The 26221-nt window shown below is 70.1% G+C and carries 21 protein-coding genes; 9 read left to right on the forward strand and 12 right to left on the reverse strand.

The features are described from left to right. Window positions 1-22 precede the first annotated feature (22 nt). The 3 genes from ACZ50K_RS25790 to ACZ50K_RS25800 all read right to left on the reverse strand — a co-directional run bounded on the left by ACZ50K_RS25790 (window position 23) and on the right by ACZ50K_RS25800 (window position 6377). Window positions 23-1744, reverse strand: coding sequence for a protein kinase family protein (locus ACZ50K_RS25790; RefSeq protein ID WP_468907310.1), 1722 nt, complete (start codon window positions 1742-1744; stop codon window positions 23-25). Window positions 1745-1861: 117 nt separating this feature from the next. Next, window positions 1862-4036 (reverse strand): murein biosynthesis integral membrane protein MurJ, encoded by a 2175-nt coding sequence (gene murJ / locus ACZ50K_RS25795; protein ID WP_468907311.1) that lies wholly within the window; start codon window positions 4034-4036, stop codon window positions 1862-1864. A gap of 46 nt (window positions 4037-4082) precedes the next feature. Then, a complete protein-coding gene (locus ACZ50K_RS25800) occupies window positions 4083-6377 on the reverse strand; it encodes a DUF6049 family protein (protein WP_468907312.1) in 2295 nt (764 codons plus the stop codon). Between the two features lie 184 nt (window positions 6378-6561). Here ACZ50K_RS25800 and ACZ50K_RS25805 point away from each other — a divergent pair, with 184 nt between their 5' ends. Continuing rightward, the gene (locus ACZ50K_RS25805; RefSeq protein WP_468907314.1) at window positions 6562-8028 is read left to right on the forward strand and encodes a CCA tRNA nucleotidyltransferase; all 1467 of its coding nucleotides are present in this window, start codon (window positions 6562-6564) and stop codon (window positions 8026-8028) included. A 48-nt stretch (window positions 8029-8076) separates the two neighbouring features. Here the strand turns inward: ACZ50K_RS25805 and ACZ50K_RS25810 are convergent, their stop codons facing one another. The 3 genes from ACZ50K_RS25810 to ACZ50K_RS25820 all read right to left on the reverse strand — a co-directional run bounded on the left by ACZ50K_RS25810 (window position 8077) and on the right by ACZ50K_RS25820 (window position 11180). Next, a complete protein-coding gene (locus ACZ50K_RS25810) occupies window positions 8077-9345 on the reverse strand; it encodes an MFS transporter (protein ID WP_468907316.1) in 1269 nt (422 codons plus the stop codon). 99 nt (window positions 9346-9444) lie between these two features. Further along, complete coding sequence (locus tag ACZ50K_RS25815) at window positions 9445-10527, reverse strand: inositol-3-phosphate synthase (protein ID WP_468907318.1); 1083 nt, start codon at window positions 10525-10527, stop codon at window positions 9445-9447. A gap of 50 nt (window positions 10528-10577) precedes the next feature. After that, the gene (locus ACZ50K_RS25820; RefSeq protein WP_468907319.1) at window positions 10578-11180 is read right to left on the reverse strand and encodes a PadR family transcriptional regulator; all 603 of its coding nucleotides are present in this window, start codon (window positions 11178-11180) and stop codon (window positions 10578-10580) included. 211 nt (window positions 11181-11391) lie between these two features. Here ACZ50K_RS25820 and ACZ50K_RS25825 point away from each other — a divergent pair, with 211 nt between their 5' ends. Together ACZ50K_RS25825 and ACZ50K_RS25830 are read left to right on the forward strand one after the other, a co-directional pair. Further along, on the forward strand, window positions 11392-14070 hold the full coding sequence (locus ACZ50K_RS25825) for a transglycosylase domain-containing protein (RefSeq protein ID WP_468907321.1): 2679 nt from the start codon (window positions 11392-11394) through the stop codon (window positions 14068-14070). A 23-nt stretch (window positions 14071-14093) separates the two neighbouring features. After that, on the forward strand, window positions 14094-15563 hold the full coding sequence (locus tag ACZ50K_RS25830; RefSeq protein ID WP_468907322.1) for a glycosyltransferase family 87 protein: 1470 nt from the start codon (window positions 14094-14096) through the stop codon (window positions 15561-15563). Here the strand turns inward: ACZ50K_RS25830 and ACZ50K_RS25835 are convergent. From ACZ50K_RS25835 to ACZ50K_RS25845, 3 genes are all read right to left on the reverse strand, one after another. Beyond that, window positions 15536-16567, reverse strand: a complete 1032-nt coding sequence (locus ACZ50K_RS25835; RefSeq protein WP_468907323.1) for an alanine racemase — start codon at window positions 16565-16567, stop codon at window positions 15536-15538. The two genes, ACZ50K_RS25830 and ACZ50K_RS25835, sit on opposite strands and share 28 nt — an antisense overlap. Before the next feature lie 20 nt (window positions 16568-16587). Further along, entirely contained in the window at window positions 16588-17706 is a 1119-nt protein-coding gene (locus ACZ50K_RS25840; protein ID WP_468907325.1) for a lipid II:glycine glycyltransferase FemX, read from the reverse strand. Window positions 17707-17813: 107 nt separating this feature from the next. Next, window positions 17814-18122, reverse strand: a complete 309-nt coding sequence (locus ACZ50K_RS25845; RefSeq protein ID WP_468907326.1) for a hypothetical protein — start codon at window positions 18120-18122, stop codon at window positions 17814-17816. Between the two features lie 211 nt (window positions 18123-18333). Here ACZ50K_RS25845 and rpsF point away from each other — a divergent pair, with 211 nt between their 5' ends. From rpsF to rplI, 4 genes are all read left to right on the forward strand, one after another. Further along, window positions 18334-18624, forward strand: a complete 291-nt coding sequence (gene rpsF / locus ACZ50K_RS25850) for a 30S ribosomal protein S6 (RefSeq protein WP_004950685.1) — start codon at window positions 18334-18336, stop codon at window positions 18622-18624. Window positions 18625-18692: 68 nt separating this feature from the next. Continuing rightward, the gene (locus ACZ50K_RS25855) at window positions 18693-19301 is read left to right on the forward strand and encodes a single-stranded DNA-binding protein (protein WP_468907327.1); all 609 of its coding nucleotides are present in this window, start codon (window positions 18693-18695) and stop codon (window positions 19299-19301) included. Window positions 19302-19344: 43 nt separating this feature from the next. Next, the gene (gene rpsR, locus ACZ50K_RS25860) at window positions 19345-19581 is read left to right on the forward strand and encodes a 30S ribosomal protein S18 (RefSeq protein ID WP_005315025.1); all 237 of its coding nucleotides are present in this window, start codon (window positions 19345-19347) and stop codon (window positions 19579-19581) included. Between the two features lie 18 nt (window positions 19582-19599). Continuing rightward, the gene (gene rplI / locus ACZ50K_RS25865; RefSeq protein ID WP_468907329.1) at window positions 19600-20046 is read left to right on the forward strand and encodes a 50S ribosomal protein L9; all 447 of its coding nucleotides are present in this window, start codon (window positions 19600-19602) and stop codon (window positions 20044-20046) included. Window positions 20047-20174: 128 nt separating this feature from the next. Here the strand turns inward: rplI and ACZ50K_RS25870 are convergent, their stop codons facing one another. Then, window positions 20175-21512: an MATE family efflux transporter gene (locus ACZ50K_RS25870; RefSeq protein WP_468907331.1), complete on the reverse strand. Its 1338-nt coding sequence runs from the start codon at window positions 21510-21512 to the stop codon at window positions 20175-20177. Between the two features lie 434 nt (window positions 21513-21946). On the opposite strand from ACZ50K_RS25870, the gene dnaB reads away from it, so the two are divergent. After that, the gene (gene dnaB / locus ACZ50K_RS25875; RefSeq protein ID WP_468907333.1) at window positions 21947-23425 is read left to right on the forward strand and encodes a replicative DNA helicase; all 1479 of its coding nucleotides are present in this window, start codon (window positions 21947-21949) and stop codon (window positions 23423-23425) included. A gap of 19 nt (window positions 23426-23444) precedes the next feature. Beyond that, window positions 23445-24821, forward strand: coding sequence for a serine hydrolase domain-containing protein (locus tag ACZ50K_RS25880; protein WP_468907560.1), 1377 nt, complete (start codon window positions 23445-23447; stop codon window positions 24819-24821). Window positions 24822-24843: 22 nt separating this feature from the next. Here ACZ50K_RS25880 and ACZ50K_RS25885 read toward each other — a convergent pair whose 3' ends face one another. Next, window positions 24844-25296 (reverse strand): GNAT family N-acetyltransferase, encoded by a 453-nt coding sequence (locus tag ACZ50K_RS25885; protein ID WP_468907335.1) that lies wholly within the window; start codon window positions 25294-25296, stop codon window positions 24844-24846. 12 nt (window positions 25297-25308) lie between these two features. Continuing rightward, the gene (locus ACZ50K_RS25890; protein WP_468907561.1) at window positions 25309-26193 is read right to left on the reverse strand and encodes a GNAT family N-acetyltransferase; all 885 of its coding nucleotides are present in this window, start codon (window positions 26191-26193) and stop codon (window positions 25309-25311) included. Window positions 26194-26221 lie beyond the last annotated feature (28 nt).

Here is a 26221-nt window from a genome sequence, read left to right on the forward strand (position 1 = left end):
TGGGCCCCTCCCCTGCTGTCGTTCAGCCCGAGAACTTCACGTCCGTGATGCCCTGCTTGTATCCGGCCTTGCTGTAGTCGGTGCGTGCGGCCTGTGGCGCGGCCGTCAGCCAGAGCACCACGTACCGGGTCGCCACCGGCTTCGCGGCGGTCAGGCTCATGGTGGCGTCCTCCGTGGTCCCCCCGACGATCTTCTTCATGTCCCCGATCGAGTCCGAGGCCGAGTCCGCCGCGTAGAGGGTGATGGCGGTGTGGTCACCGGTGTTCAGCAGCCCTATCGAGGCGGCCCGGACCTGCTGCTCGGAGCCGAGGTCGAAGACCAGCCCGACGCCCTCCTTGAAGGGGGCGAGGACGGGCCCGTCGTTGTAGCTCTTGGTCCGCCAGAAGGTGGAGGGGTTGCCGTCGATGGTGCTGACGGCGCCTTCCAGGTTCTGCGGCTTGCCGTCCGTGTAGTACTCCTCGACGCCCTTGATGCCGATCGGGACGGGCTCCTTGACCCCGGGCGCCTTGTCGCCTCCGGGGGCCGGCTGGTTGGTCTGTGTGCCGGTGCCGTTGTCCTGGTCGCTGTAGTCGATGAGCCGGTCGGCGAGCTGCCAGCTGCCCAGCCCGAGGGCGGCGATCAGCATGGCGGCGACGGCCCACTTGAGGGCCCTGCCGGTACGGCTCTGCAGCGGGGGCGGCGGCGGGGCCATCGGTACGGCGGTGGTGGGCGCGCCGGGCCGGGGGGCTCCGTAGCTGCCCTGCTGGTAGGTGGTGTGCTGGTATTCGGGCGGAGCGGTGAACGCGGGCTCCGGGGGCCGGATGCGGGGCATCGCGGCCACGGCCTTGGACAGCTCTTCCGGTGTGGTGAAGGCCGGTTCCTGCTTGGAGGCGGTGGCGCCGTCGTTGGCGAGGGCGCGCATGGCGAGCTCGCCGAGGCCCCGGTGGACTCCGGCGCGGACCTGGTCCGGGGAGATCAGACCGACGTCCTTGGGCAGGCCGGTCAGTCCGTAGGCGTCGGTCTCGTAGGGCCAGCGCTGGGTGAGGGCGGCATAGAGCAGGGCGCCGATCGCCTCGGTGTCGGTGCGCTGCGGGCTGTCGCTGGTGATGCCGCGGAGGGCGGCGTTCACGGCGAGTCCGCGGATCCGGTACTGGCCGGTGGAGGTGCGCAGTATGGCGCCGGGGGTCAGCCGCAGGTGCGCCAGGCCTTCCCGGTGCGCGGCGGCCATGGCCTGGGAGACCTGGCTGACGAGCTGGTAGGCCTCGTGCGGTTCCATCGGTCCGGTGGCGAGGACGGCGGTCAGTTCGGTGGCGTCCGGGAGCCATTCGTGGACCACGTAGACCAGGTCGTTCTCCTCGACGGCGTCGAGGACCTGGACGAACCGGGGGTCGCCGAGCAGGGCGGAGGAGCGGGCCGCGGCCAGGACCGAGCGGGCCCTGGGGTGGTCGGCGGGCAGCAGGTGGACGCCCACCGCACGGCGCAGCTTCTCGTCCATCGCGCGCCAACTGCTGAATCCGTCCAGACGGGTGACGCACTCTTCCAGTCGGTAGCGTCTGGCGAGCTTGTGGCCGCTGTGGAGTTCGGGCGCGGCCGTGGGTGCCGCGGTCTTTCGTTCGCCGTCCGATTCGGGCATGGGCTCGTCCGCGGCTTGTCGGGCGTTCTGGGTTTCCACCCCGTCGGCCGTGGCCTGTTCCGCTTGCGCGGCCAGCGGCTCGTCGCCACTGTTGTCGGCCACGTCGACGGCAGCCGTGCTACGTTCCGCCACCGTCGTTCCTGCCTCCCCATCCGTTGCGCGCTGTCGGCCAGTCTGCGAAGCCAAGCCAATTGTGCCCACAGTCCGGCGCTATGCACGACACACGGTCGGCGCCGATGGTTGTGCGCATCAGCGACCCAGGCGTCCGCGCACCATTCCGACCATGGCGTTGAGCTCTTCGATCCGCATCCGCTTGGCCGCGATCAGGAACACGGCCGCCAGGGCGATTCCACCGGCGAGGAGCGCGGACAGGGAACCGAGGACTCCGCTGCCCAGCAGCCGGGTGATCCCCCAGGCCACGGCGCCGGCCACCAGGGCGGCGGGCACGCAGGCCCCGCCGAGCCGGGTGTAGGTGCGCATCACGTGGGCGCCGTCGAGGTCGCCGCCCAGACGGGTCTTCAGCCGGCGCCAGGCGACGCCGACACCGACCGCGTAGCCCAGTCCGTAGGCGGCGGCCATGCCGACCACGGCCCAGCGGGCGGGCAGGACGAAGAAGGCGATCGCGGAGCCCGCCGCGTTGACGCCGGCCACGATCACGGTGTTGTAGAACGGCGTCCGGGTGTCCTCGTAGGCGTAGAACCCGCGCAGGACCACGTACTGCACGGAGTAGGGGATCAGGCCGAGGCCGAAGGCCATCAGGACGTAGCCGATGTTCTGGGCTCCGGATCCGGATCCCGCGTACAGCAGGGTGGCCATGGGCACGCCGAGCGCGAGGAAGGCGAAGGCGCAGGGGACGATCGCCACGGCCGAGGTGCGCAGACCGTAGGAGATGTCGTCGCGCACGGCGGCCGCGTCGCCGTCGTGCGCGGAGCGGGAGATCCGGGGCAGCACGGCCGTCATGACGGAGACGGTGATGATGGCCTGGGGCATCTGCCAGAGCAGCAGGGCGTAGTTGTAGGCGGTGATGCCGGTGCCGGGGTGGCCCTGCTTCTCGGCGACCGAGCCGGCCCAGGTGGCGAGCTGGGTGACGACCACCAGGCCCACCTGGTTGGCGAGGACGAAGAAGAAGGTCCACTTGGCCAGCCGGGCGGCCTTGCCGAGGCCGTGGCCCCGCCAGTCGAAGCGGAGCTTGGGGCGGAAGCCGGCGTCCCGGAGGTAGGGCAGCATCGCCAGGGCCTGGACGGTCAGACCGAGGAGGGTGCCCAGGCCCAGCAGCCGGATGCCGTCCGAGGTGACCGTGGAGGCGTTCACACCGGAGGTGGTGAACCCGCCGAAGGCCCAGATGAAGGCGCCGAAGGTGGTGATGACCACGATGTTGTTGAGGACCGGGGTCCACATCATCGCGCCGAAGCGGCCCCGGGCGTTGAGGATCTGACCGAGGACCACGTGGACGCCCATGAAGAACATGGTGGGCAGGCAGTAGCGGGCGAAGGCGACGGCCACGTCCATCTGCTGCGGGTCCGATGCGATCTTCGGGGACATCATGGTGATGAACAGCGGGGCGGCCAGCACGCAGACGGTGGTGACACCCGCCAGCAGGACCACCACGAGGGTCAGCAGCCGGTTGGCGTAGGCCTGGCCGCCGTCCTCGTCGTTCTTCATGGCCCGCACCAGCTGCGGGATGAAGACGGCGTTCAGGGCGCCGCCACCGACCAGCACGTAGATCATCGTGGGGAGGGTGTTGGCGATCTGGTAGGTGTCGTTGAAGGTGCCGACACCGATGGCGGCGGCGATCACCAGGGTGCGCAGGAAGCCGGTGATACGGGAGACGATCGTGCCCGCGGCCATCAGGGCGCTGGACTTCAGCACGCTGGAGGCGCGTCCGGCCGGCTTGGCCGGGGCGGGCGCGGCGACCGGGGCCTCCTCCACGACGGCCCGGGGGGCGGCCTGCTGGTCGCGGTAGAGGTGCGCGAAGGCGTCGGGCTGGGGCTCGGCGTCCGCGGCCTCGGTGACCAGGGCGTCCACCCCGACGAACTGGGTGGTGGCGGCGTGCTCTCCGTAGGGCATGTTCCGGGACTGGAAGTCCGGCTCGGGCGGCGGGGTCTGGGCCCAGACCCGGGGGTCCGGGGCGTGCTGCGGTGCCATCGGGGCCGCGTAGAGCGGGCCGGTCTCCCGGTAGGTGCCCGGGGGCGGCGGCGGGTGCGCGGCACGGTCGTAGAGGGCCTCGGTCACCGGGTCCTGGGCGGAGAGGTCCTGGGACCGGTACGGGTCGTAGTCGTAGGCGTCCTGGACATACGGGTCGCGGTCGGGCGCGGGGGCGGGCGGTGGGACCTGTCCGGTCACCGGGTTGCCCGGTGCCGTGCCCTGGGCGGGCGCGGGCCCGCCGGCGCCCTGCGCCCGGTCACCGTCGTACGGCGCGTTCATCGAAACCCCACCTCATCGTCCCCAGGCCGAAAGGCCACGGCGTCGCTCAACGGTCCACTGTCTCACTCGACCCGGACGTGCCGGTGCTTTGCCGTCCGGTGTCCGGGGTCTCGTCACTCGGCTGCGTGCTCTGTACGGCGGCCTCACGGGCGGCGACCCGTTTGCGGGCGGTGTACATCCTGATGCCCGCGAGGACGAGGAGCAGTACTCCGCCGGCGATGACGAGCATCACGGTGGAGGTGATCTCGGTGGCCTCGACGGTGAACGTGCGCGGCTTGCCGTAGGGCACGCCGTCCTTGGTGAACAGCTGCGCGGTGACCTCGACGGGGCCGCTCGCGGTGGCGCTGGCGATGAACTTCACGGTCTGGCTGTGGCCGCCCTGGAGGGACACCTCCTGGCGGTCCTCGCCGTGCTCGTCCTCGAACATCAGCCGGGTGGGGTTGGCCGACTTCAGCCGCAGCACCAGTCCCTGGACGTCCTGGACCAGGCCGTTCTGGACGGTGACCGGGATGGTGGCGCTGTGCCCGGAGAGGGTGATGTCGGACTTCCGGATCAGCCGGACCTTCTCGGTGAGGTCCACCAGGTACTGCTGGACCTCGTCGCGGTAGGTCCGTGCCTCCTGGGGCCGGCCGCGCCAGGAGGTGGACATCTCCCGGTTGATGGTGTTGCCGAAGGGGATCGCGACCCGGTCCGGGGCGCTGAGGATCTCCTTGAAGCGGTCCAGCTCGTTCTGGGTGGTGCGGATCTTCTCGAACGCGGCCTGCGGGAGCTCCGAGCGGCGCAGCGACGCCGGGTAGCGGCCGGCGCCGGGCACCTGGCGGTTGGCCCGGGTGTCGGGCTTGGCCTTGGCGGCCGCCTCCAGGTCCAGCGGGTTGGTCCAGCGGCCGCCCTGGAGGCCGCGGAGGGCCTGCGCCATGCTCTGCACCTGGCTGGTGGTGGGCATCCGCTGGGGGGTGACCACGAAGCTGCGCTGGGCCTCGCCGCGCTGGAGGTTCAGGGCCAGGGTCTGGGCGAGGAACTCCTGGACCGCGAGGGTGGAGCTCTCGGCGGTCAGCATGTCGCCCTGGAAGGCGGTGGAGAGCCGGGCGTCGGCGACGACCGCGGTGGTGCCGGCCCCGATGGGCCGGGCCGCCGAGGGGGTGTAGCCGAGGCTGCCGGTCTCCTGGAGGCTGTCACTGCGGGTGAGCACGTTGTGGGCGCCGGCCGAGGTGGCGACGTTCACGATCGAGGGGTCGATCGCGCCTTCCACGGGCCAGGAGAAGTCGGTGGACGGGGTGATGTGCAGCACCGTCTCGACGGCCTGGGCCGCCTTGTCGGTGGCCGGTCTCAGCTGGCCCAGGCTGCCCGACACGTTCCTGCCGCGATGGGCGAGGGAGGCGATGTCGGGGTCGGCGAACGGCAGGGCCACGACCTTCTTGCCCTGGACGGCGGCCTCCAGGGAGTTCAGCCAGCGCTCGGCGATCGCCCGGCTGGGGCCCTGGACCGTCCCGCCGTCCGGGGTGCGCACCCGGTAGCCCTTGGTCATCGCGTCGACCGTGTAGAGCAGGTCGGGGTCGATGACCCAGGTGACGGGGAGGTCCCGGCCCAGCGAGACCATCTGTTCCAGCCTGCCGCCGGTGTCGAGGTCCGCGGCGAGGCTGTCGTCGAGGAACACCGGGGTCTGGGTCTCGTCGGGCAGGGTCTCGGCGGTGAGCCGGGTGGTGGAGATCAGCGGCCAGACGAAGGTGAGCTGGGAGCGCTTGGCGGCGGCCTCCGGCTGCCAGGGCAGGAAGGTCCGCTCGATGCCGAGGACCTGCTTGGAGGGCCGGCTGGCGGTGCCGCCGGAGAGGGAGACGCCGAGCTGGTAGACCCCGTCCTCGTCCAGGTCCAGCTTGTTCACCGGAACCTTGAGGCTGAACTCGTGGGCGACCTTCGAGGGCAGGGACGGCACGGCCACCGCGAACTCGTCGTCGACCTCCGACGGGTCCACACCGGGCCGGTAGCGGGTCCGCTCGGAGACGTTGTCGATGGCGTCCCTGCTGGTCAGCGGGGCACTGCCGACCCGCAGACCGACATGGGCGCCGGTGATCGTCTCCGATCCGGTGTTGGTCACGGTGCCGGTGATGGTGAGAGTGTCGCCCTTCACCGGGGCGGTGGGCGCCATCGACTGGAGCTGTACGTCCACGCTGCCGGAGGCAGCGGGGGCCGCCTCGGCCTCCGGTGCCGGTGCGTACACCAGGCCGGCCAGTACGGGTGTGCCCGCGAGCAGGACGACGGCGCGCCGCAGCCAGCGGCGCCGGGCAGGGGCGGGGGGCCGCCCCTCGGCGGCTCGCGTGTCTCCCGTGTCTGCCGGATCGGCCAACGCGCTCGCCCGTCCCTCGGTGTCAGTGGTCGTCGTTTGTGCGTCCACGCATGGTAACGAGGCCCGCTGTGCGCGAGTGCCGCGCACTGCTCCACATGATCGGTGCGGGCCGGCGGCGCCGGTGCCCCGGGGTACCGGTAAACGGGGGCGCTCCCCGCGGGCGGGGCACGTACCCTTTTCTGTTGTGCCGAACGCCAACGAAGACAACCCCAGCGCCCTGAGTCAGGTGCAGCACCGCGCGGTGGAAGAACTGCTGCGGGTCGCCCCTGTCGCCGACGAGCTCGGACGCCGTTTCCAGGAGGCGGGCTTCCGCCTCGCCCTGGTCGGCGGCTCCGTCCGAGACGCGCTGCTCGGGCGTCTCGGCAACGATCTCGACTTCACCACCGACGCCCGGCCGGAGGACGTCCTGCGGATCGTCCGCCCCTGGGCGGATTCGGTATGGGATGTCGGTATCGCCTTCGGAACCGTGGGCTGCCAGAAGGAGGCCCGGGTCGGGGACACCGACCGGAGCTTCCAGATCGAGGTCACCACCTACCGGTCCGAGGCCTACGACCGGACCTCCCGCAAGCCCGAGGTCTCCTACGGCGACTCCATCGAGGAGGACCTGGTCCGCCGCGACTTCACGGTCAACGCCATGGCCCTGGCCCTTCCCGAGCAGGAGTTCATCGACCCGCACGGTGGCCTGGACGACCTGGCAGGCCGGATCCTGCGGACCCCGGGCACCCCCGAGGACTCCTTCTCCGACGATCCGCTGCGCATGATGCGGGCCGCCCGGTTCGCCGCCCAGCTCGATTTCGAGGTGGCCCCCGAGGTGGTCGCCGCGATGGAGGCCATGTCCGAGCGGATCGAGATCGTCTCGGCCGAGCGGGTCCAGGCCGAGCTGAACAAGCTGCTGCTCTCGGACCACCCCCGCAAGGGCCTGGGCCTGCTGGTGGACAGCGGGCTGGCCGCCCGGGTGCTGCCCGAGCTGCCGGCCCTGCGGCTGGAGAGCGATGAGCACCACCGGCACAAGGACGTCTACGACCACTCGCTGATCGTGCTGGAGCAGGCCATCGCCCTGGAGGAGGACGGCCCCGACCTGGTGCTGAGGCTGGCCGCCCTGCTGCACGACATCGGCAAGCCGCGTACCCGCCGGTTCGAGTCCGACGGCCGGGTCTCCTTCCACCACCACGAGGTGGTGGGCGCCAAGATGACCCGCAAGCGGCTGACCGCGCTGAAGTACTCCAACGAGATGATCAAGGATGTCTCGCGGCTGGTCGAGCTGCACCTGCGCTTCCACGGATACGGCACCGGGGACTGGACCGACTCCGCGGTCCGCCGCTACGTCCGGGACGCCGGCCCGCTGCTGACCCGGCTCCACAAGCTGACCCGGTCCGACTGCACCACCCGGAACAAGCGCAAGGCCAATGCGCTCTCCCGCGCCTACGACGGGCTGGAGGACCGTATCGCGCAGCTCCAGGAGCAGGAGGAGCTCGACTCGATCCGCCCCGACCTGGACGGCAACGAGATCATGAAGGTCCTCGACGTGGGCCCTGGCCCGGTCATCGGACAGGCCTACGCCTTCCTGCTGGACCTCCGACTGGAGAACGGCCCGATGGAGCGGGAGGCCGCGGTGGCCGCACTCAAGGAGTGGTGGGCCGCCCAGGCCTGACCGGCTCGATGTTTCACGTGAAACAGGGCACCGGAAGACGGCGCTGTTTCACGTGAAACGTCGGCCGTGCCGGGCCAGCCCCACCGCGATCCCCGCGTAGACCGCGGCCACGCCCAGCACCAGCGGCACGGACCTCCCGTCGGGCGGAAGGATCAGCGCGGCCACGGCCGCGGCACTCACGAAGGCGACGTTCACCAGGACGTCGTAGACGGAGAACACCCGGCCGCGGAACCCGTCGTCCACCCGGGACTGGACCTCGGTGTCGGTGGCGATCTTCGCTCCCTGGGTGGCCAGCCCCAGGACGAAGGCGGCCACCAGCATCGGTCCCGGGCGGAAGAACAGCCCCAGGGCCGGCACCAGCACCGAGGCGGCCGCCGCGCAGACGACGATCCAGTTCCGGGTGCCCAGCCGACCCGCGGCCCAGGGGGTGATCAGGGCAGCACCGAAGAACCCGGCCCCCGAGACCCCGACGGCCAGCCCCAGCAGGGCCAGCCCCGCCGACTCGTCCTCCGACCAGGAGTACCGGCAGAGCATCAGCAGCATCACGGTCAGCGCGCCGTAGCAGAACCGCATCAGGGTGACCGAGGCCAGTGCCTGGGCCGCCTCCCGCCGCTCGCCCAGATGCCGCAGCCCGGCGGCCATCCCGCGCACGGTGGAAGCCACTGCCTCCGCCACCGAGGGGGCCCGCCGGCCCGGATCCGGATCCGGGCCCAGAAGATCCACCGGCAGCCGCAGGGAGGTGAGGGCGGACCCCAGATAGAGCGCGGCTCCGAAGAGGACCACCACCGCGTCGGACCCGTCGGCCGGCACCCGCAGCAGGAACGCCGCCCCCGCCCCGGCGGTCGCGGCCAGGGTCCCCGCGGTCGGTGAGAGGGAGTTCGCCGTGACCAGCTGTTCCCGCCCGACCACCCGGGGCAGCGAGGCGGACAGCCCGGCCAGGACGAACCGGTTGACGGCGGTGACCGACAGGGCCGAGGCGTAGAACAGCCAGTCCGGTACCCCCGCGACGATCAGCACTCCGGTCACACAGGCCAGGAAGGCCCTCAGCAGATTGCCGTAGAGGAAGACCTGCCGGCGGCTCCACCGGTCCAGCAGGACCCCGGCAAAGGGGCCGACCAGCGAATAGGGAAGCAGGAGCACCGCCATGGCGGAGGCGATGGCGGCGGGTGAGGTCTGCTTCTCCGGGGAGAACACCACATAGGTGGCCAAGGAGACCTGGTACACCCCGTCGGCCGCCTGGGACAGCAGTCGTACCGCGAGCAGACCACGGAAGTACCTCAGGCGCAGCAGCACGCGCAGATCCCGTACGACAGCCATGTGGGCAAGGTTCACACACGCGGAGGGTCCCCGGGCAAGATGCCCGGGGACCCTCCGCGGAAGACATGGCGAACCCTCGGTCCGCCCGGTCCGTCGTGCTTAGCGCTCGACCTCGCCCTTGATGAACTTCTCGACGTTGGCCAGGGCCTCGTCGTCGAAGTACTGGACCGGCGGGGACTTCATGAAGTAGCTGGAGGCCGACAGGATCGGGCCACCGATACCGCGGTCCTTGGCGATCTTCGCGGCGCGCACGGCGTCGATGATGACACCGGCGGAGTTCGGGGAGTCCCAGACCTCGAGCTTGTACTCAAGGTTCAGCGGGACGTCGCCGAAGGCACGGCCTTCGAGGCGGACGTAGGCCCACTTGCGGTCGTCGAGCCACGCCACGTAGTCGGACGGGCCGATGTGGACGTTCTTCTCGCCGAGCTCGCGGTCGGGGATCTGCGAGGTGACGGCCTGGGTCTTGGAGATCTTCTTGGACTCCAGGCGGTCGCGCTCCAGCATGTTCTTGAAGTCCATGTTGCCGCCCACGTTGAGCTGCATGGTGCGCTCAAGACGGACACCGCGGTCCTCGAACAGCTTGGCCATCACGCGGTGCGTGATGGTCGCGCCGACCTGCGACTTGATGTCGTCGCCGACGATCGGGACACCGGCCTCGGTGAACTTGTCCGCCCACTCCTTGGTGCCGGCGATGAAGACCGGGAGGGCGTTGACGAACGCGACCTTGGCGTCGATGGCGGCCTGCGCGTAGAACTTCGCGGCCTCCTCGGAACCCACGGGCAGGTAGCAGACCAGAACGTCGACCTGCTTGTCCTTGAGGACCTGGACGATGTCGACCGGGGCCTCGGCGGACTCCTCGATGGTCAGGCGGTAGTACTTGCCCAGACCGTCCAGGGTGTGGCCGCGCTGCACGGTCACGCCCTTGCGGGGGACGTCGCAGATCTTGATGGTGTTGTTCTCGCTGGCGCCGATGGCGTCCGAGAGGTCGAGGCCGACCTTCTTCGCGTCGACATCGAAGGCGGCGACGAACTCGACGTCACCGACGTGGTAGTCGCCGAACTGCACGTGCATCAGACCCGGGACCTTGGTGGCCGGGTCGGCGTCCTTGTAGTACTCGACGCCCTGCACCAGCGAGGCGGCGCAGTTGCCCACGCCGACGATGGCTACGCGAACCGAACCCATTCCGGTTGCTCCCTGTTTGTTCTCGGTCGAGGCCTGCAAGCTTGCAGGCCTCACTTTTCGGTTTCGTCGGACGGACCGGGACTTCTCTGGTCCCGTCCCGCCCGCTCACTCTCGATGAGCTCGTTCAGCCAGCGCACTTCGCGCTCCACTGACTCCATGCCGTGGCGCTGGAGTTCGAGCGTGTAGTCGTCGAGGCGCTCCCGGGTGCGGGCGATGGAGCCGCGCATCTTCTCCAGGCGCTCCTCCAGCCGGCTTCGACGGCCCTCCAGCACCCGCATCCGCACTTCTCGTTCGGTCTGGCCGAAGAAGGCGAAGCGGGCGGCGAAGGACTCGTCCTCCCAGGTCTCCGGGCCGGTGTGGGAGAGCAGTTCCTCGAAATGCTCCTTGCCCGCGGCCGTCAACCGGTAGACGATCTTGGCCCGCCGTCCTGCGAGTGAAGCGGCGAGTGCGTCCTCCGGAGCGCTTCCGGGTTCTTCTATCAACCAGCCGTTGGCGACCAGCGTCTTGAGGCAGGGGTAGAGCGTCCCGTAGCTGAAGGCCCGGAATATCCCCAGCGAGGTGTTGAGCCGCTTGCGCAGTTCGTACCCGTGCATGGGGGATTCGCGGAGCAGCCCGAGAACGGCGAATTCGAGGATGCCGGAGCGTCGGCTCACCCGCCAGCTCCCTCCCCCGCCTCAGAGTCCCGTATGTCATGTCGGGCCGATGTATCGACTCGATACATCCAGACGATAGAACGGGTGGCCCCCATCGACAAGGGGAGCCATGGTGACCGGTGTCACATCACTGATTTGCGCTAGGCAAGTTGCCTGATTTGGGGTGAACTTCGGCACTGGTTGGGTTTTGAGCGTGCGTAGTCTGTGCGCCATGAGCGAGCACCGCCGCAGAGCGCCGCAGCCGCAGGGGGGCGGCCGCGCAGCTTCCCGTCGAGCCGGCCAGCGCGGCTCCGGCCGCGATGTCCCGACCGCATCACCCAGTGGTTCCTACGGGGACCCGTACGGCGGTCCGCCCTCGGGCGGCCGTGCCGAGGCCCGCCGGGCGGCCGGCCGAGGCCGTGGCAGTGGTGGCGGAAGCGGTGGGAGCGGCGGCCGTGGCCGCGGTGCGGCGGCCGGGGGCGGACGTCCGGACAAGCGGTTCATCAACTACCCGCGGTCCGACAAGCACGGCTGGCAGCGCTTCGTGCCCTCCTGGAAGCTGGTCGGCGGCACCGCCCTCGGCTTCTTCGCGATCGTGACGGCAGGGGCCGGTATCGGTATCGCGATGGTCAACACCCCGGACGCCCATCTGTCGGCCGAGGCGGAGAACAACGTCTACCTCTGGTCCGACAACTCCCAGATGGCGGCCACCGGAGGCAGCACCAACCGGCAGATCGTGAAGATCGAGCAGATCCCGCTGTCCATGCGGAACGCGGTGATCGCGGCCGAGAACGAGTCCTTCGAGACGGACAAGGGCGTGGACCCGATGGGTGTCGGGCGCGCCGTCTACAACATGGCCACCGGCGGCTCCACCCAGGGCGGCTCGACCATCACCCAGCAGTACGTCAAGAACACCTTCCTGACCTCCGAGCAGACCCTCAAGCGGAAGGTCACCGAGCTCTTCATCTCGATCAAGCTCGGCTTCACGGAGGAGAAGGACGAGGTCCTCGCCGGCTACCTGAACACGGCCTACTACGGCCGTGACGCCTATGGCATCCAGGCCGCCGCCCGTGCCTACTTCGGCAAGGACTGCGAGAAGCTCAACCCCGGAGAGACCGCCTTCCTGGCCCAGATCCTCAAGGGCCCCAACCTCTACAACCCGGACGGTGGCATCGGCAGCGCCGCGACCCCCGAGCTCAACGCGAAGCGGGCCGAGGAGCGCTGGAACTGGGTCCTGGACCGTGAGGTCGAGGTCAAGCGGATGACCTCCGAGGAGCGCGACGAGGTCAAGAAGGCCGGCTTCCCCAAGCTCATCGACTCGGCCGAGGCCCGCTCGCTCACCGGGCAGAAGGGCTATCTGGTCGAGACGGCCAAGCAGTACGTCATGAAGACCACCGGCCTCACCGTCGAGCAGCTCGCCAAGGGCGGCTACCGGATCAAGACGACCTTCGACCGGCAGAAGGTCGAGGCCCTCACCAAGGCCGTCGACGACACCCGCAAGGACTTCCTCGACGAGAAGAAGCGCCCGAACCACGACAAGTTCGTGCAGTTCGGCGCGGCCTCCGTGGACGTCAAGTCCGGCGCCATCGTCGCCCTCTACGGCGGCCCCGGCTGGGACAAGAAGTACTTCAACAACAACGCCAACACCTCAGGCGTCCCGGTCGGCTCCACCTGGAAGCCCTATGTGATGGCCGCGGCCATGGAGTACGGCACCCAGAACTCCGACGGCCAGGGCATCTCGGCGGACAGCAAGTACCAGGCCAACGACCTCACCGTGATCAACAACCGGGACGGCGACCCGCTGCGGGACAAGTACGGCAAGCCGTTCCGGCAGAAGAACGAGAGCCCCACGCGCTTCGGCTGGACCACCCTGAACGAGTCGATGGAGAAGTCCATCAACGTCCCGTTCGCCCAGCTCGTCTTCGATGTCGGCCATGACAAGGTCCGCAAGGTGGCGCAGTCCACCGGCATCCTCGAAGAGTCGATGAACCCGAACAACGACGCCTCCTTCGCGCTCGGCACCTCCACGCCCAGCGCCATCCGGATGGCCAACTCGTACGCGGCCTTCGCCTCCTCGGGCACCCACAACGACCCCTACTCGGTCACCCAGGTGCGGTACAAGGGCGAGGACCTGCCCGGGTTCGACAAGCACCAGCAGACGCGCGCGATGGACAACGCCGTCGCCGACAACATCACCAAGATGCTCCAGAACGTGGTCGAGAACGGCACCGCGACCAAGGCCAAGAAGCTCGGCCGGCCGGCCGCCGGCAAGACCGGCACCACCGACAAGAACAAGTCGGCCTGGTTCGTCGGCTACACCCCTCAGCTCTCCACCGCCGTCACCCTCTTCCGCAGCGACCCCGACGCCAAGGTCAAGACCCTGCTGTCGATGAACGGCACCGGCGGGGTCGACTCCATCCACGGTGGTGACATCCCCACCGTGATCTGGACCGACTACATGAAGGCCGCGCTCAAGGGGCAGCCGAGGACGGAGTTCCCGGAGGCCGAGGACATCGGCGTCAAGGCCGACGGCAAGGGCGCGCCCTCGCCGACCCCCTCCCCCTCGCCGTCTCCCTCCCCGTCGGAGTCCGAGGAGGAGCCCGACCCCTCCCCGACCCCCTCGCCCAGCCGCACCAAGGGCCCCAAGCCCACCTGCAAGCCCTGGCAGTGGGACTGCAACTCCGACGCCGGCACCACCGACGGCCAGGACAACGGCGGCGGGGGCAACGACGGCGGCACCGGTGACGGCGGCGCCGACGGAGGACCCAGCGACGATCCCAGCCCCTCGCCGAGCAGGACCGGCAAGCCGGGCCGCCCCGGCGGCACCACCGACGGCGGTACCGGCGGCAACGACGCCGGGGGCACCGACGGCTCGACCATCTGGGGACCCACCGGGGACTCCGATGGCTGAGCCGGGTGCGGCAGGATGACCGCATGACCCAGGTGCACGAGGACCACCCCGTACCGCCCACCCGCCAGGACGAGGTGGCCGCCGCCGGCAGCGAGATCATCGGCGGCCCGCTCGGCCGGCACGCCCTCTTCGGCGGCCACTGGCTGAACCCGGTACGGGTCGTGGTCCTCGTCGCCATCGGCATGTTCGCCCTGGGCATGGTGCAGAAACTGCCCTGCTACAACTGGGCGTGGTTCCAGGGGGCCAGCTCCCAGTACACCCACGCCTGCTACTCCGACATCCCGCACCTGTACGCGGTCCGCGGCTTCGCCGACAACCTCACCCCGTACTTCGACCGGCTGTCCGGGGACATGGAGTACCTGGAGTACCCGGTGCTCACCGGGCTCTTCATGGAGGTCGCCTCCTGGCTGACCCCGGGCAGCGGCACCATGCAGCACCGCGAGCAGATCTACTGGATGGTCAACGCGGGCATGCTGATGGCCTGCGCCGCCGTCATCGCCGTCTGTGTGGCCCGCACCCACCGCCGCCGCCCCTGGGACGCCCTGCTGTTCGCCCTGGCGCCGGCCTTCGCCCTCACCGCCACCATCAACTGGGACCTGCTGGCGATCGCCCTGACGGCCGCCGCGATGCTCGCCTGGTCCCGGGGGCGGGCCCTGGCCTTCGGCATCCTGATCGGTCTCGCCACCGCCGCCAAGCTGTACCCGGTGCTGCTGCTCGGCCCGCTGTTCGTGCTCTGCTGGCGGGCCGGCAAGTGGCGCCCCCTGGGGACCGCCCTGCTGGGCGCGGCGGGCTCCTGGCTGCTGGTGAACCTGCCGGTGATGCTGGGTGCCTGGCAGGGCTGGACGAAGTTCTACACCTTCAGCCAGGAACGGCCCGTGGACTTCGGTTCGGTCTGGCTGCTGATCTCGCAGCGCTCCGGCAACCCCCTGGACGGCGCCAACACGTATGCCACGGGGCTGACCCTGCTGCTGTGCGCCGGGATCGGGCTGCTGGCCCTGACCGCCCCCCGCCGGCCCCGGTTCGCCCAGCTGGCCTTCCTGGTGGTCGCGGTGTTCATCCTGACCAACAAGGTGTACTCGCCGCAGTACGTGCTCTGGCTGATCCCGCTGGCCGCGCTCGCCCGGCCGCGCTGGCGGGACTTCCTGATCTGGCAGGCCTGCGAGGTCGGCTACTTCCTGGGCATCTGGATGTACCTCGCCTACACCACCAGCGGGGACAAGCACCTGGGCCTGCCGGTGGAGGGCTACCAGCTGGCCATCGCCGCCCATCTGCTCGGCACCCTCTACCTGTGCGCCATGGTCCTGCGGGACATCCTGCGCCCGGAGAAGGACCCGGTCCGCAGGGACGGCGTCGACGACCCCTCCGGCGGTGTCCTGGACGGTGCCGAGGACGTGTTCGTGTTCGGGGACGCGGCGAGGGCGCCGCACGGGGCGGCGCCCTCGGAGGGACAGCGGGTGGACTGGGGTCAGATGTCCACGGACCGGTCGAACTGAGTCGTGGTGTGACGCAGGTGGGCGACCAGCTCGTCGCCCACCTTCGGCTCGGCGGCGTCCGAGGGCACGAACAGGATCGACACCTGCATGTGCGGGGGCTCCGCGAACCACCGCTGCTTTCCGTCCCAGACGAACGGCGAAAGGTTCCGGTTCACCGTGGCCAGGCCGGCCCGGGCCACTCCCTTGGCGCGCGGCATCACACCGTGCAGGGCCTTCGGGGCCTCCAGGCCCACCCCGTGGGAGGTGCCGCCCGCGACGACCACCAGCCAGCCGTCCGAGGCGGTCTTCTGCTGCCGGTAGCCGAACCGGTCGCCCTTGGCCACCCGGGTGACGTCCAGGACCGAGCCCCGGTAGCGGGTCGCCTCGTGGTCGCCCAGCCAGAGCCGGGTGCCGATCCGGGCCCGGAAGCGGGTCTGCGGGAACTGCTGCTGGAGCCTGGCCTGCTCCTCCGCGCGGAGGTGGCTGACGAACATGGTGTGCAGCGGCAGCCGGGCCGCCCGCAGCCGGTCCATCCAGCCGATGACCTCCTCCACCGCGTCCGAGCCGTCCGGTCGGTCCAGCGGGAGGTGCAGGGCGAAGCCCTCCAGCCGGACGTCCTCGATGGCCCCGGCCAGCAGGCCCAGGTCCTGCTCGGACACCCCGTGCCGCTTCATCGAGCTCATGCACTCGATGACCACCCGGGCTCCGACCAGCCCGCGGACCCCGTCCACCGAGGACACCGAGCGGATCACCCGGTCCGGCAGCGGCACCGGTTCCTCGCCCCGCCGGAACGGGGTCAGGACCAGCAGGTCCCCGCTGAACATGTCCTTGATCTTCGCGGCCTCGTAGGTCGTGCCGACCGCGAGGACATCGGTGCCCAGCCGGGTCGCCTCCTCGGCGAGCCGGTCGTGACCGAATCCGTAGCCATTGCCCTTGCAGACCGGGATGAGCCCGGGGAACTGGTCGAACACCTGCTTCTGGTGCGCACGCCAGCGCGCGGTGTCGACGTAGAGCGTGAGCGCCATGCCCGTCGGGACCCCTTCTCTCAGCGGCGCGACATGTAGATGTCGAGCGCCTTGTGCAGCATCTTGTTGAGCGGGAAGTCCCACTCGCCGACGTACTCGACGGCCTCGCCGCCGGTGCCCACCTTGAACTGGATCAGACCGAACAGGTGGTCGTTCTCGTCCAGAGTGTCGCTGATGCCGCGCAGGTCGTAGACGCTGGCCCCGAGCGCGTACGCGTCCCGGAGCATCCGCCACTGCATGGCGTTGGAAGGACGCACCTCGCGCTTGTGGTTGGCCGAGGCCCCGTAGGAGTACCAGACGTGCTGACCGACGGTCAGCATGGTGGCGGCCGCCAGCGGCTCGCCCTCGTGCTGCGCGATGTACAGCCGCATCCGGTTGGGGTCCTCGCTGTTGAGGGCCGTCCACTGGCGCTGGAAGTAGCTGAGCGGGCGCGGGCGGAACTTGTCCCGCTCGGCCGTGATCTCGTACAGGTGCTGCCAGGTGGGCAGGTCGTCGTAGCCGCCCTGGACCACCTCGACGCCGGCCTTCTCGGCCTTCTTGATGTTCCGGCGCCACAGCTGGTTGAAGCCCTTGAGGACGTCGTCCAGGGAGCGGTTGGCCAGCGGCACCTGGAACACGTACCGGGGCTGGACGTCACCGAAGCCGGCGCCGCCGTCCTCGGCCTGCTGCCAGCCCATCCGGCGCAGCTTGTCGGACACCTCGAAGGCGCGCGGCTCGATGTGCGAGGCCTCGACGTCGCGCAGCCGCTTGACGTCCGGGTCCTGGATTCCGGCCTTGATGGCCGTGGAGTTCCAGCGGCGGATGACCACCGGCGGGCCCATCTTCACGGTGAACGCGCCCTGGCGCTTGAGGTGGGCCAGCATCGGCTGGAGCCACTCCTCCAGATTGGGGGCGTACCAGTTGATGACCGGGCCCTCCGGGAGGTAGGCCAGGTAGCGCTTCACCTTGGGCAGCTGGCGGTACAACACCAGGGCGGCGCCGACCAGTTCACCGGACGCGTCGAACCATCCGAGGTTCTCGTTCCGCCATTCGTTCTTGACGTCGGCCCACGCCGGGACCTGGCAGTGACTAGCCGAGGGCAGGCTCTGGAGATAGGCCAGATGCTGCTCTCGGCTGATGGTCCTCAGGGACAGGCTCATGCGGGGCGTCTCCTCCGGCGGCTTCGCTGGTATGCCGCGAAGCCTACTGTGACAAGGGCGCCACCCATCCGGGGGACAAGGGGCGCCCTGCCGGAGAGGTGCCCCGGTCAGCCGATCACGCCGCCGAACAGGCCGCCGTGCGCCATGCCGAGGAAGAAGCCGATCGCGGACGCGCCGAGGCCGATGATCAGTGCGAAGCGCTCGCGTGTCGTCTCGGAGATGAACTGTCCATAGCCGCCGGTGAGGATGCCGATCAGCCCCGTCCAGGAGCTGAGCAGATGCAGGTTGTGGAAGAAGGCCGTGACGAACGCCACGGCGCCGAGGACGAGCGTCACCGCGAGCAGGGTGTCCTGCAGGGGGTGGGGCTTGCCGTCGGTGGCGAGCAGGGAGATGGGGGACTGGCTTGCCTGTGCCATCGCAAGGCACCTCCTGGCTGAGGCGGGCATAGCATCGCGCACACCCGATCCCTACAGATTGTGGTCCTCTCCTGCCGGATTTCAACCGGAAGGAGGTGAGCAGGTACGCTGTACGACTGCACTGGTGTCTGTTGGCACCGTGCGCAACGCATCACGACCCTCCTGCCACGGAACGACCGTGGCCGCTGAGTCCAAAGGAGGTGGGTTCCACATGCGTCACTACGAGGTGATGGTCATCCTCGACCCCGATCTCGAGGAGCGCGCTGTCTCCCCGCTGATCGAGAACTTCCTCTCCGTCGTCCGTGAGGGCAACGGAAAGGTCGAGAAGGTCGACACCTGGGGCCGTCGTCGTCTCGCTTACGAGATCAAGAAGAAGCCCGAGGGCATCTACTCGGTCATCGACCTGCAGGCCGAGCCTGCGGTCGTCAAGGAGCTCGACCGCCAGATGAACCTGAACGAGTCGGTCCTCCGGACCAAGGTCCTCCGCCCCGAGACCCACTGAACCTCGGTTCAGCGTAATCGGGTCCGAGTAGCACTAGCAGCCAGCACACCCCGCCGAGAGGTTCATCCATGGCAGGCGAGACCGTCATCACGGTCGTCGGCAATCTCGTCGACGACCCCGAGCTGCGCTTCACCCCCTCGGGTGCGGCGGTCGCGAAGTTCCGTGTCGCGTCCACCCCCCGCACCTTCGACCGCCAGACCAACGAGTGGAAGGACGGCGAGAGCCTGTTCCTGACCTGCTCGGTGTGGCGGCAGGCGGCCGAGAACGTCGCCGAGTCGCTCCAGCGCGGCATGCGCGTCATCGTGCAGGGCCGGCTGAGGCAGCGGTCGTACGAGGACCGTGAGGGTGTCAAGCGCACGGTCTACGAGCTGGACGTCGAGGAAGTCGGCCCCAGCCTGAAGAACGCCACGGCCAAGGTCGCCAAGACCACCGGCCGCGGTGGCCAGGGTGGATACGGCGGCGGCGGTGGCCAGCAAGGCGGTAACGGTGGTGGCGGCGGCTGGGGTGGAGCCCCCGGCGGCCAGCAGGGCGGCGGCGGAGCTTCCTCCGACGACCCCTGGGCCTCCAGCGCACCGGCCGGCGGCGGCCAGCAGCAGGGCGGCGGGGGTGGCTGGGGTGGAAACTCCGGCGGCTCCGGCGGTTCCGGCGGCGGCTACTCGGACGAGCCGCCCTTCTAGGGCAGCCCGTACCCAAACTTCTTGATCACACAGGAGAAACACCATGGCGAAGCCGCCTGTGCGCAAGCCTAAGAAGAAGGTCTGCGCGTTCTGCAAGGACAAGACCGCTTACGTGGACTACAAGGACACGAACATGCTGCGGAAGTTCATTTCCGACCGCGGCAAGATCCGTGCCCGCCGCGTTACCGGCAACTGCACGCAGCACCAGCGTGACGTCGCCACGGCCGTGAAGAACAGCCGTGAGATGGCTCTGCTGCCCTACACGTCCACCGCGCGCTAAGGAAAGGGTGACCGAATAATGAAGATCATCCTGACCCACGAGGTCTCTGGCCTCGGTACCGCCGGCGATGTCGTCGACGTCAAGGACGGCTACGCTCGCAACTACCTGGTCCCGCGTGGTTTCGCGATCCGCTGGACCAAGGGTGGCGAGAAGGACGTGGCGCAGATCCGCCGCGCCCGCAAGATCCACGCGATCGCGACCATCGAGCAGGCCAACGAGGTCAAGGCCAAGCTTGAGGGCACGAAGGTCCGTCTGGCCACCCGCTCGGGTGACGCCGGCCGCCTCTTCGGCTCCGTGACCCCCTCCGACATCGCCTCGGCGATCGAGGCCTCGGGTGGTCCGAAGGTCGACAAGCGCAGCGTCGAGCTCGGTTCGCCGATCAAGACCCTCGGTTCCTACCAGGTCTCCGTGCGTCTGCACGCCGACGTGGTCGCGAACCTGGGCGTCGAGGTCGTCGCCGCCTGATCGCTGTCCCAGCGATCCGCTCTGCAGTGAAGGGCCGCACCCTCCGGGGTGCGGCCCTTCGCCGTGTGCGCGGCTGTTTCACGTGAAACAGGCACCCGAGGACGGCGCTGTTTCACGTGAAACAGCCCTCAGCGGGTGGCTCCGGTGACCAGCCAGCGGCCCGAGCGCGCCCTCAGCTGGAGGGTGACCATCCGGACCGCCATCAGCAGGGTCATGGCCCACCAGAGCATGGTCAGACCGCCGCCGACCACCGGCACCAGCAGGACGGCCGGGGCGAACACGGCCAGGGTGACCAGCATGGCCCAGGCCAGATAGGGCCCGTCGCCCGCACCGATCAGCACCCCGTCGAGGACGAACACGATGCCCGCGATCGGCTGGGAGACGGCGAGCACCAGAAGGGCGGGCAGCAGGGCCGCCTCCACTGCGGGGTCCGAGGTGAACAGTGGGATGAACAGCGGCCGCGTCAGCACGACCAGGAGGCCCAGCACCACCCCGGAGACGATCCCCCACTGCACCATGCGCCGGCCTACGGCCCGGGCCCCCTCGGTGTCCCCCGCGCCCAGATAGCGGCCGATGATCGACTGGCCGGCGATGGCGATGGCGTCCAGGGAGTAGGCGAGCAGGCTCCACAGCGAGATCAGGATCTGGTGGGCGGCGATATCGGTGTCGCCCAGCCGGGCGGCGACCATCGTGGCGAGCAGCAGCGAGGCCCGCAGCGAGAGCGTGCGGACCAGCAGGGGCGCGCTCGCCCGGGCGCAGGCCCGGATGCCGGAGGAGTCGGGGCGGAGCGAGGCCCCGTGCCGCCGGGCGCCGCGGATCACCACGACCAGGTAGACGGCGGCCATGGCCCACTGGGCGAGCACGGTGCCCCAGGCGGAGCCGGCGATGCCCAGGCCGGCGCCGTAGACCAGCCCGATGTTGAGCAGCAGGTTCACGGTGAACCCGCCGATGGCCACGTACAGCGGTGTACGGGTGTCCTGGAGGCCGCGCAGCACCCCGGTGGCGGCCAGGACCATCAGCATGGCGGGCAGGCCCAGGGCGGAGATCCTGAGATAGGTCAGGGCGTAGGGGGTGGCGGTGTCGGAGGCGCCGAAGGCGGAGACCAGCCAGGAGGCCCCGGCCAGTACGGCGACGACGACGAGGGCCCCGAGCAGCAGGGCCAGCCAGATGCCGTCCATGCCCTGCCGGATGGCGGCCTGAAGGTCGCCGGCCCCGACCCGGCGGGCCACCGCGGCGGTGGTGGCGTAGGCGAGGAAGACGAACACGCTGACACCGGTGGTGAGCAGTGCGGCCGCGATGCCGAGACCGGCGAGCTGGGGGGTACCGAGGTGCCCCACGATGGCGCTGTCGGCCATCACGAAGAGGGGCTCGGCGACGAGGGACCCGAAGGCGGGGACGGCGAGCGCGAAGATCTCGCGGTCGTGTCGCCTCGGTCCGGCCTTGGGTATCTCGGGGGCCAGTGTCATGCGCTCAATCTAATCTTCCACAGGTAATGGATGCAAGGCATTTGGAACCCTTACTGACGGCCTGACGTGGGCGTTCCTCGCAGCCCATCCGGGGCGATCTTCAGGCGGTGGGAAATTATTTTCTCGCCCACAGGGCGTGGACAGGGAAAGCGCAGGTCAGGTGGGGTAACGGGGTGGGTCGCGTGATTTTGTCCACAGCGTCGTCCCCCGGTCCGTACACAGGTGGAACCGAGTTACCCACAGCTTGGGGCCCGTCATCCACATCTCATCCACACACCCTGTGGATAACAAGATTGGCTGACGTCGTCCGCGGCCCTACCGTTGTGCGTTGCCCGACGCGCCGAGCGCGGTTTCGGGTGCCCCAAATGTCAGAGCCGTGTCGTAGAAAGAATGACACGGCGAGGTCCGCTCCGCGGACGTGAGGAGGCGGCCCGGTGAGCGTTCCCGAGCCCATGGACGACCCCTGGGCCGACAGTGGTCCTGGAGACCGTCTGCCCGTCTCCCGTTCGCGCCGAGGCGAGGGCCGGGGCCGGGGCGAGGAGCAGCACGACCGGGGCCGCGAGGGCGGTTCCTGGGACGGCGGAGGCGGGTTCGAGCGGGTCCCCCCGCAGGACCTGGACGCCGAGCAGTCGGTGCTGGGCGGCATGCTGCTGTCCAAGGACGCGATCGCCGACGTGGTCGAGGTCCTCAAGGGCCATGACTTCTACCGGCCCTCGCACGAGACGATCTACCAGGCGATCCTCGACCTCTACGCCAAGGGTGAGCCCGCCGACCCCATCACGGTCGGCGCCGAGCTGACCCGGCGCGGCGAGATCTCCAAGGTGGGCGGCGCCGCCTATCTGCACACCCTGGTCCAGTCGGTCCCCACGGCGGCCAACGCCGAGTACTACGCGGAGATCGTCCACGAGCGGGCGGTGCTCCGGCGGCTGGTGGCAGCCGGCACGAAGATCACCCAGATGGGCTATGCCGCCGACGGGGACGTCGACGAGATCGTCAACAGCGCCCAGGCGGAGATCTACGCGGTCACCGAGCAGCGCACCTCCGAGGACTACCTGCCGCTGGGCGACATCATGGAGGGCGCCCTCGACGAGATCGAGGCGATCGGCTCCCGCAGCGGCCAGATGTCCGGGGTGCCCACCGGGTTCACCGACCTGGACTCGCTGACCAACGGTCTGCACCCGGGCCAGATGATCGTGATCGCGGCCCGTCCCGCGATGGGCAAGTCCACCCTGGCGCTGGACTTCGCCCGGGCCTGCTCGATCAAGAGCAATCTGCCGAGCGTGATCTTCTCCCTGGAAATGGGCCGCAACGAGATCGCGATGCGCCTGCTGTCCGCCGAGGCCCGGGTGGCGCTGCACCACATGCGCTCCGGCACGATGACGGACGACGACTGGACCCGGCTGGCCCGGCGGATGCCGGACGTGTCGGCCGCCCCGCTCTACATCGACGATTCGCCGAACCTGTCGATGATGGAGATCCGGGCGAAGTGCCGGCGGCTGAAGCAGCGGGCCGACCTCCAACTGGTGGTCATCGACTACCTCCAGCTGATGCAGTCGGGTGGTTCCCGGCGGCCCGAGAGCCGCCAGCAGGAGGTCTCGGACATGTCCCGGAACCTGAAGCTGCTGGCCAAGGAGCTGGAGGTCCCGGTGATCGCGCTGTCCCAGCTCAACCGTGGCCCCGAGCAGCGCACGGACAAGAAGCCGATGGTCTCGGACCTGCGTGAATCGGGTTCCATCGAGCAGGACGCGGACATGGTGATCCTGCTGCACCGCGAGGACGCCTACGAGAAGGAGTCCCCGCGGGCCGGCGAGGCGGACCTGATCGTGGCCAAGCACCGAAACGGCCCGACGGCGACCATCACGGTGGCCTTCCAGGGCCATTATTCGCGGTTCGTGGACATGGCCAACACGTAGCATCCGGGGCATGACTGACATGCCAGCGGACACAGCGCTGCTTCCCGGCACCCGGCGGTCCCTGCTGCACCGGATCGCGGTGGCGCAGACGGAGGGGCGGTCCCCTTCGCTGGTGGCCGCCGTGGCCCGGGGCGGGGAGGTGGTCTGGGAGGGCTCCCGGACGATGATGCCCGGGCACGGCCCTGACGGCGGGGTCCAGTACCGCATCGGGTCGATCAGCAAGACCTTCACCGCGGTCCTGGTGATGCGGCTGAGGGACGAGGGGCTGCTGGACCTCTCGGACCCGCTGGACAAGCATCTGCCGGGCACCGGGGTCGGTGAGGTCACCATCGCCCAACTGCTTTCGCACACCGGCGGGCTGGCCGCCGAGACCCCCGGCCCGTGGTGGGAGCGGACCCCGGCCGGGCTGCGGCCGGAGCTCTCCGACGTACTGGGCGGGCAGCCGTTCCTGCACCCGCCGGGGCGCCGGCACCACTACTCCAACCCCGGTTACACCCTGCTGGGTTCGCTGGTCGCCGAGCTGCGCGGGCGACCCTGGGAAGAGGCGCTGCGGGAGGAGGTCCTGGAGCCCCTGGGGCTGGACCGCACCGGAGCGCGGCCGAGTCAGCCCCATGCCGGCGGCTGGGCGGTGCACCCCTGGGCGGACGTGATGCTCCCGGAGCCCGCCGAGGACCTGGGGCTGATGGCCGCCGCCGGTCAACTGTGGTCGACCACAAAGGACTTGGCGAGGTTCGCGATGTTCCTGACCGGCGGGGACGAGCGGGTGCTGAGCGCCGGATCGGTGCGCGAGATGCGGACGGCCGCCTCGCCGCCGGAGCCCGGGATCGCCGAATGGGGCTACGGCCTGGGGCTCCAGCTCCAGGAGTCGGCCGGCCGGCGGCTGGCCGGGCACTCCGGCTCCCTGCCCGGGTTCGTGGCGGGGCTCTGGTTCAGCGAAACCGAGGACCTGGCCGCGGTGGTGCTGGCCAACTGCACCTCGGGGGTGCCGGCCTCCTCGGTGGCGATGGACCTGATCGGGATCGTGGCGGATGCCGAACCGAGGATCCCGGAGCCGTGGAGGCCGTTCCGGGAGGCGGATCCGGTCGCCCTGGAACTGGTCGGCCCCTGGTACTGGGGGACCACCCCGTTCGTGCTGCGGCTGACCGCCGACGGGACCCTGGAACTGGGCCCGGTCGGGGCCATGGGCCGGGCGGCCCGCTTCCGGTCCGCCCCGGAGGGCGCCTGGACCGGGCTGAGCGGCTACTACGCGGGGGAGACCCTGCGGGCGGTACGGGCCCCGGACGGTTCGGTACGCCGGCTCGACCTGGGATCCTTCGCGTTCACCCGGCTTCCCTACGACCCGGAGGCCGAGGTGCCCGGCGGGGTGGACCCGCAGGGCTGGCGGGGCATCGGCTGACCGTTCCCCGCCAGGGGCCGGTTCAGAGCTGGAGCTTGAACCCCACGTGCGAGGCGGTGAACCCGAGGCGCTCGTAGAACCGGTGCGCGTCGGTGCGGGTGACGTCCGAGGTGAGCTGGACCAGCTGGCAGCCCTGCCGGCGGGACTCCGCCACCGCCCACTCGATGAGGACCGTCCCCAGACCGCTGCCGCGCTCCTCGGCGTGCACCCGGACCCCCTCGATGAGGGACCGGGTGGCGCCCTGGCGGGAGAGTCCGGGAATCAGGGTCAGCTGCAGGGTGCCGACCACCCGGTCGGCCCGCTCGGCGACCACCAGGTGCTGATGGGGGTCCCCGGCCAGCCGGGCGAACGCGGCACGGTACGGGGCGAGGTCCCCGGGGGACTCCCGGGTGGCGCCGAGCGGGTCGTCGGCGAGCATCGCCACGATGGCCCCGAGATCGTCCTCGGTGGCGGGCCGGATGCTGAGGTCGCTCACGGCAGGTCCTTTCTAGGCGGCGACGGTGAGGGGGGCGAAGCGGCGGGTCCACTGGCCGGGGAGGTCCGCCAGCGAGCGGGCCATCACGGTGTTCCGGGCGACCGGCTCCAGACCGCGTGCGGTCAGCCAGGCCAGCAGTTCACCGTGCCGCAGGTCCACGTCGGTGCGCAGCGGCCGCTCGGTGCCGGCGGCGAGGGCGGTCACCAGGGACCGGGCGGTGGCGGTGTCGGCGGCGATCAGCGGGCCGATCACATCGCTGTCGGTGTTGCGCCAGGCCGCGGCGAAGCCGACCAGGGCGCCGCTCCGGTCCTCGGCGACCAGCAGTTGTTCGGCGAAGGCCGGGAGCCGCATCAGCAGGTGGGTGCGGTCGGTGCCGAGCACCTCCTGGTCGAGGCGGAGGACGGCCGGGAGGTCGGCGGCGGTGGCGGGGCGGACCCCGGAGGTGTCCACTCCGGGCTCGGGGCGGAAGCTGCCGCGGAGCATCTCCGCATGGCCGAGGGTGCTGAACCCGAGCTGTTCGTAGAGGGGCCGGCCCAGCGGGGTCGCGTGCAGGGTCAGCGGGATTCCCCGGAGGGTCTCGTCGCAGACCTGGGTCATCAGATGCCGGCCCAGGCCCTGGCGTGCGTAGCGCTCGGCGACCAGGACCATTCCGATGGCCGCCAGATCGGGCGAGATCCCGTAGCGGGTGACCGTGCAGGCGGCGGCCAGGCCGTTCCCGTCGGGTGCGTCGATCCCGTAGCCGGTGCCGGCGGTCAGCAGCAGCCCCCATTTGTGGTCCTCGCGGTACCAGCCGCGGTCTTCGGAGAGATCGGCGCAGCGGGGCAGATCGCCCACGGTCAGCGGGCGTACCGGCAGCTCGGTGAGGGGTGATGGTGTCACCGGCCCAGACTGGATCATCACCAGGGGGGCGTCCAGAGGATTTGGT

Source organism: Streptomyces sp. NPDC033845 (assembly GCF_055576225.1).

Coding starts and splice junctions, on each gene's coding strand:
- murJ (WP_468907311.1), bottom strand. CDS start 4,036: ATGAACGCGCCGTACGACGGTGACCGGGCGCAGGGCGCCGGCGGGCCC.
- ACZ50K_RS25810 (WP_468907316.1), bottom strand. CDS start 9,345: ATGGCTGTCGTACGGGATCTGCGCGTGCTGCTGCGCCTGAGGTACTTC.
- ACZ50K_RS25815 (WP_468907318.1), bottom strand. CDS start 10,527: ATGGGTTCGGTTCGCGTAGCCATCGTCGGCGTGGGCAACTGCGCCGCC.
- ACZ50K_RS25825 (WP_468907321.1), top strand. CDS start 11,392: ATGAGCGAGCACCGCCGCAGAGCGCCGCAGCCGCAGGGGGGCGGCCGC.
- ACZ50K_RS25830 (WP_468907322.1), top strand. CDS start 14,094: ATGACCCAGGTGCACGAGGACCACCCCGTACCGCCCACCCGCCAGGAC.
- ACZ50K_RS25835 (WP_468907323.1), bottom strand. CDS start 16,567: ATGGCGCTCACGCTCTACGTCGACACCGCGCGCTGGCGTGCGCACCAG.
- ACZ50K_RS25840 (WP_468907325.1), bottom strand. CDS start 17,706: ATGAGCCTGTCCCTGAGGACCATCAGCCGAGAGCAGCATCTGGCCTAT.
- ACZ50K_RS25845 (WP_468907326.1), bottom strand. CDS start 18,122: ATGGCACAGGCAAGCCAGTCCCCCATCTCCCTGCTCGCCACCGACGGC.
- rpsF (WP_004950685.1), top strand. CDS start 18,334: ATGCGTCACTACGAGGTGATGGTCATCCTCGACCCCGATCTCGAGGAG.
- ACZ50K_RS25855 (WP_468907327.1), top strand. CDS start 18,693: ATGGCAGGCGAGACCGTCATCACGGTCGTCGGCAATCTCGTCGACGAC.
- rpsR (WP_005315025.1), top strand. CDS start 19,345: ATGGCGAAGCCGCCTGTGCGCAAGCCTAAGAAGAAGGTCTGCGCGTTC.
- rplI (WP_468907329.1), top strand. CDS start 19,600: ATGAAGATCATCCTGACCCACGAGGTCTCTGGCCTCGGTACCGCCGGC.
- ACZ50K_RS25870 (WP_468907331.1), bottom strand. CDS start 21,512: ATGACACTGGCCCCCGAGATACCCAAGGCCGGACCGAGGCGACACGAC.
- ACZ50K_RS25880 (WP_468907560.1), top strand. CDS start 23,445: ATGCCAGCGGACACAGCGCTGCTTCCCGGCACCCGGCGGTCCCTGCTG.
- ACZ50K_RS25890 (WP_468907561.1), bottom strand. CDS start 26,193: ATGATCCAGTCTGGGCCGGTGACACCATCACCCCTCACCGAGCTGCCG.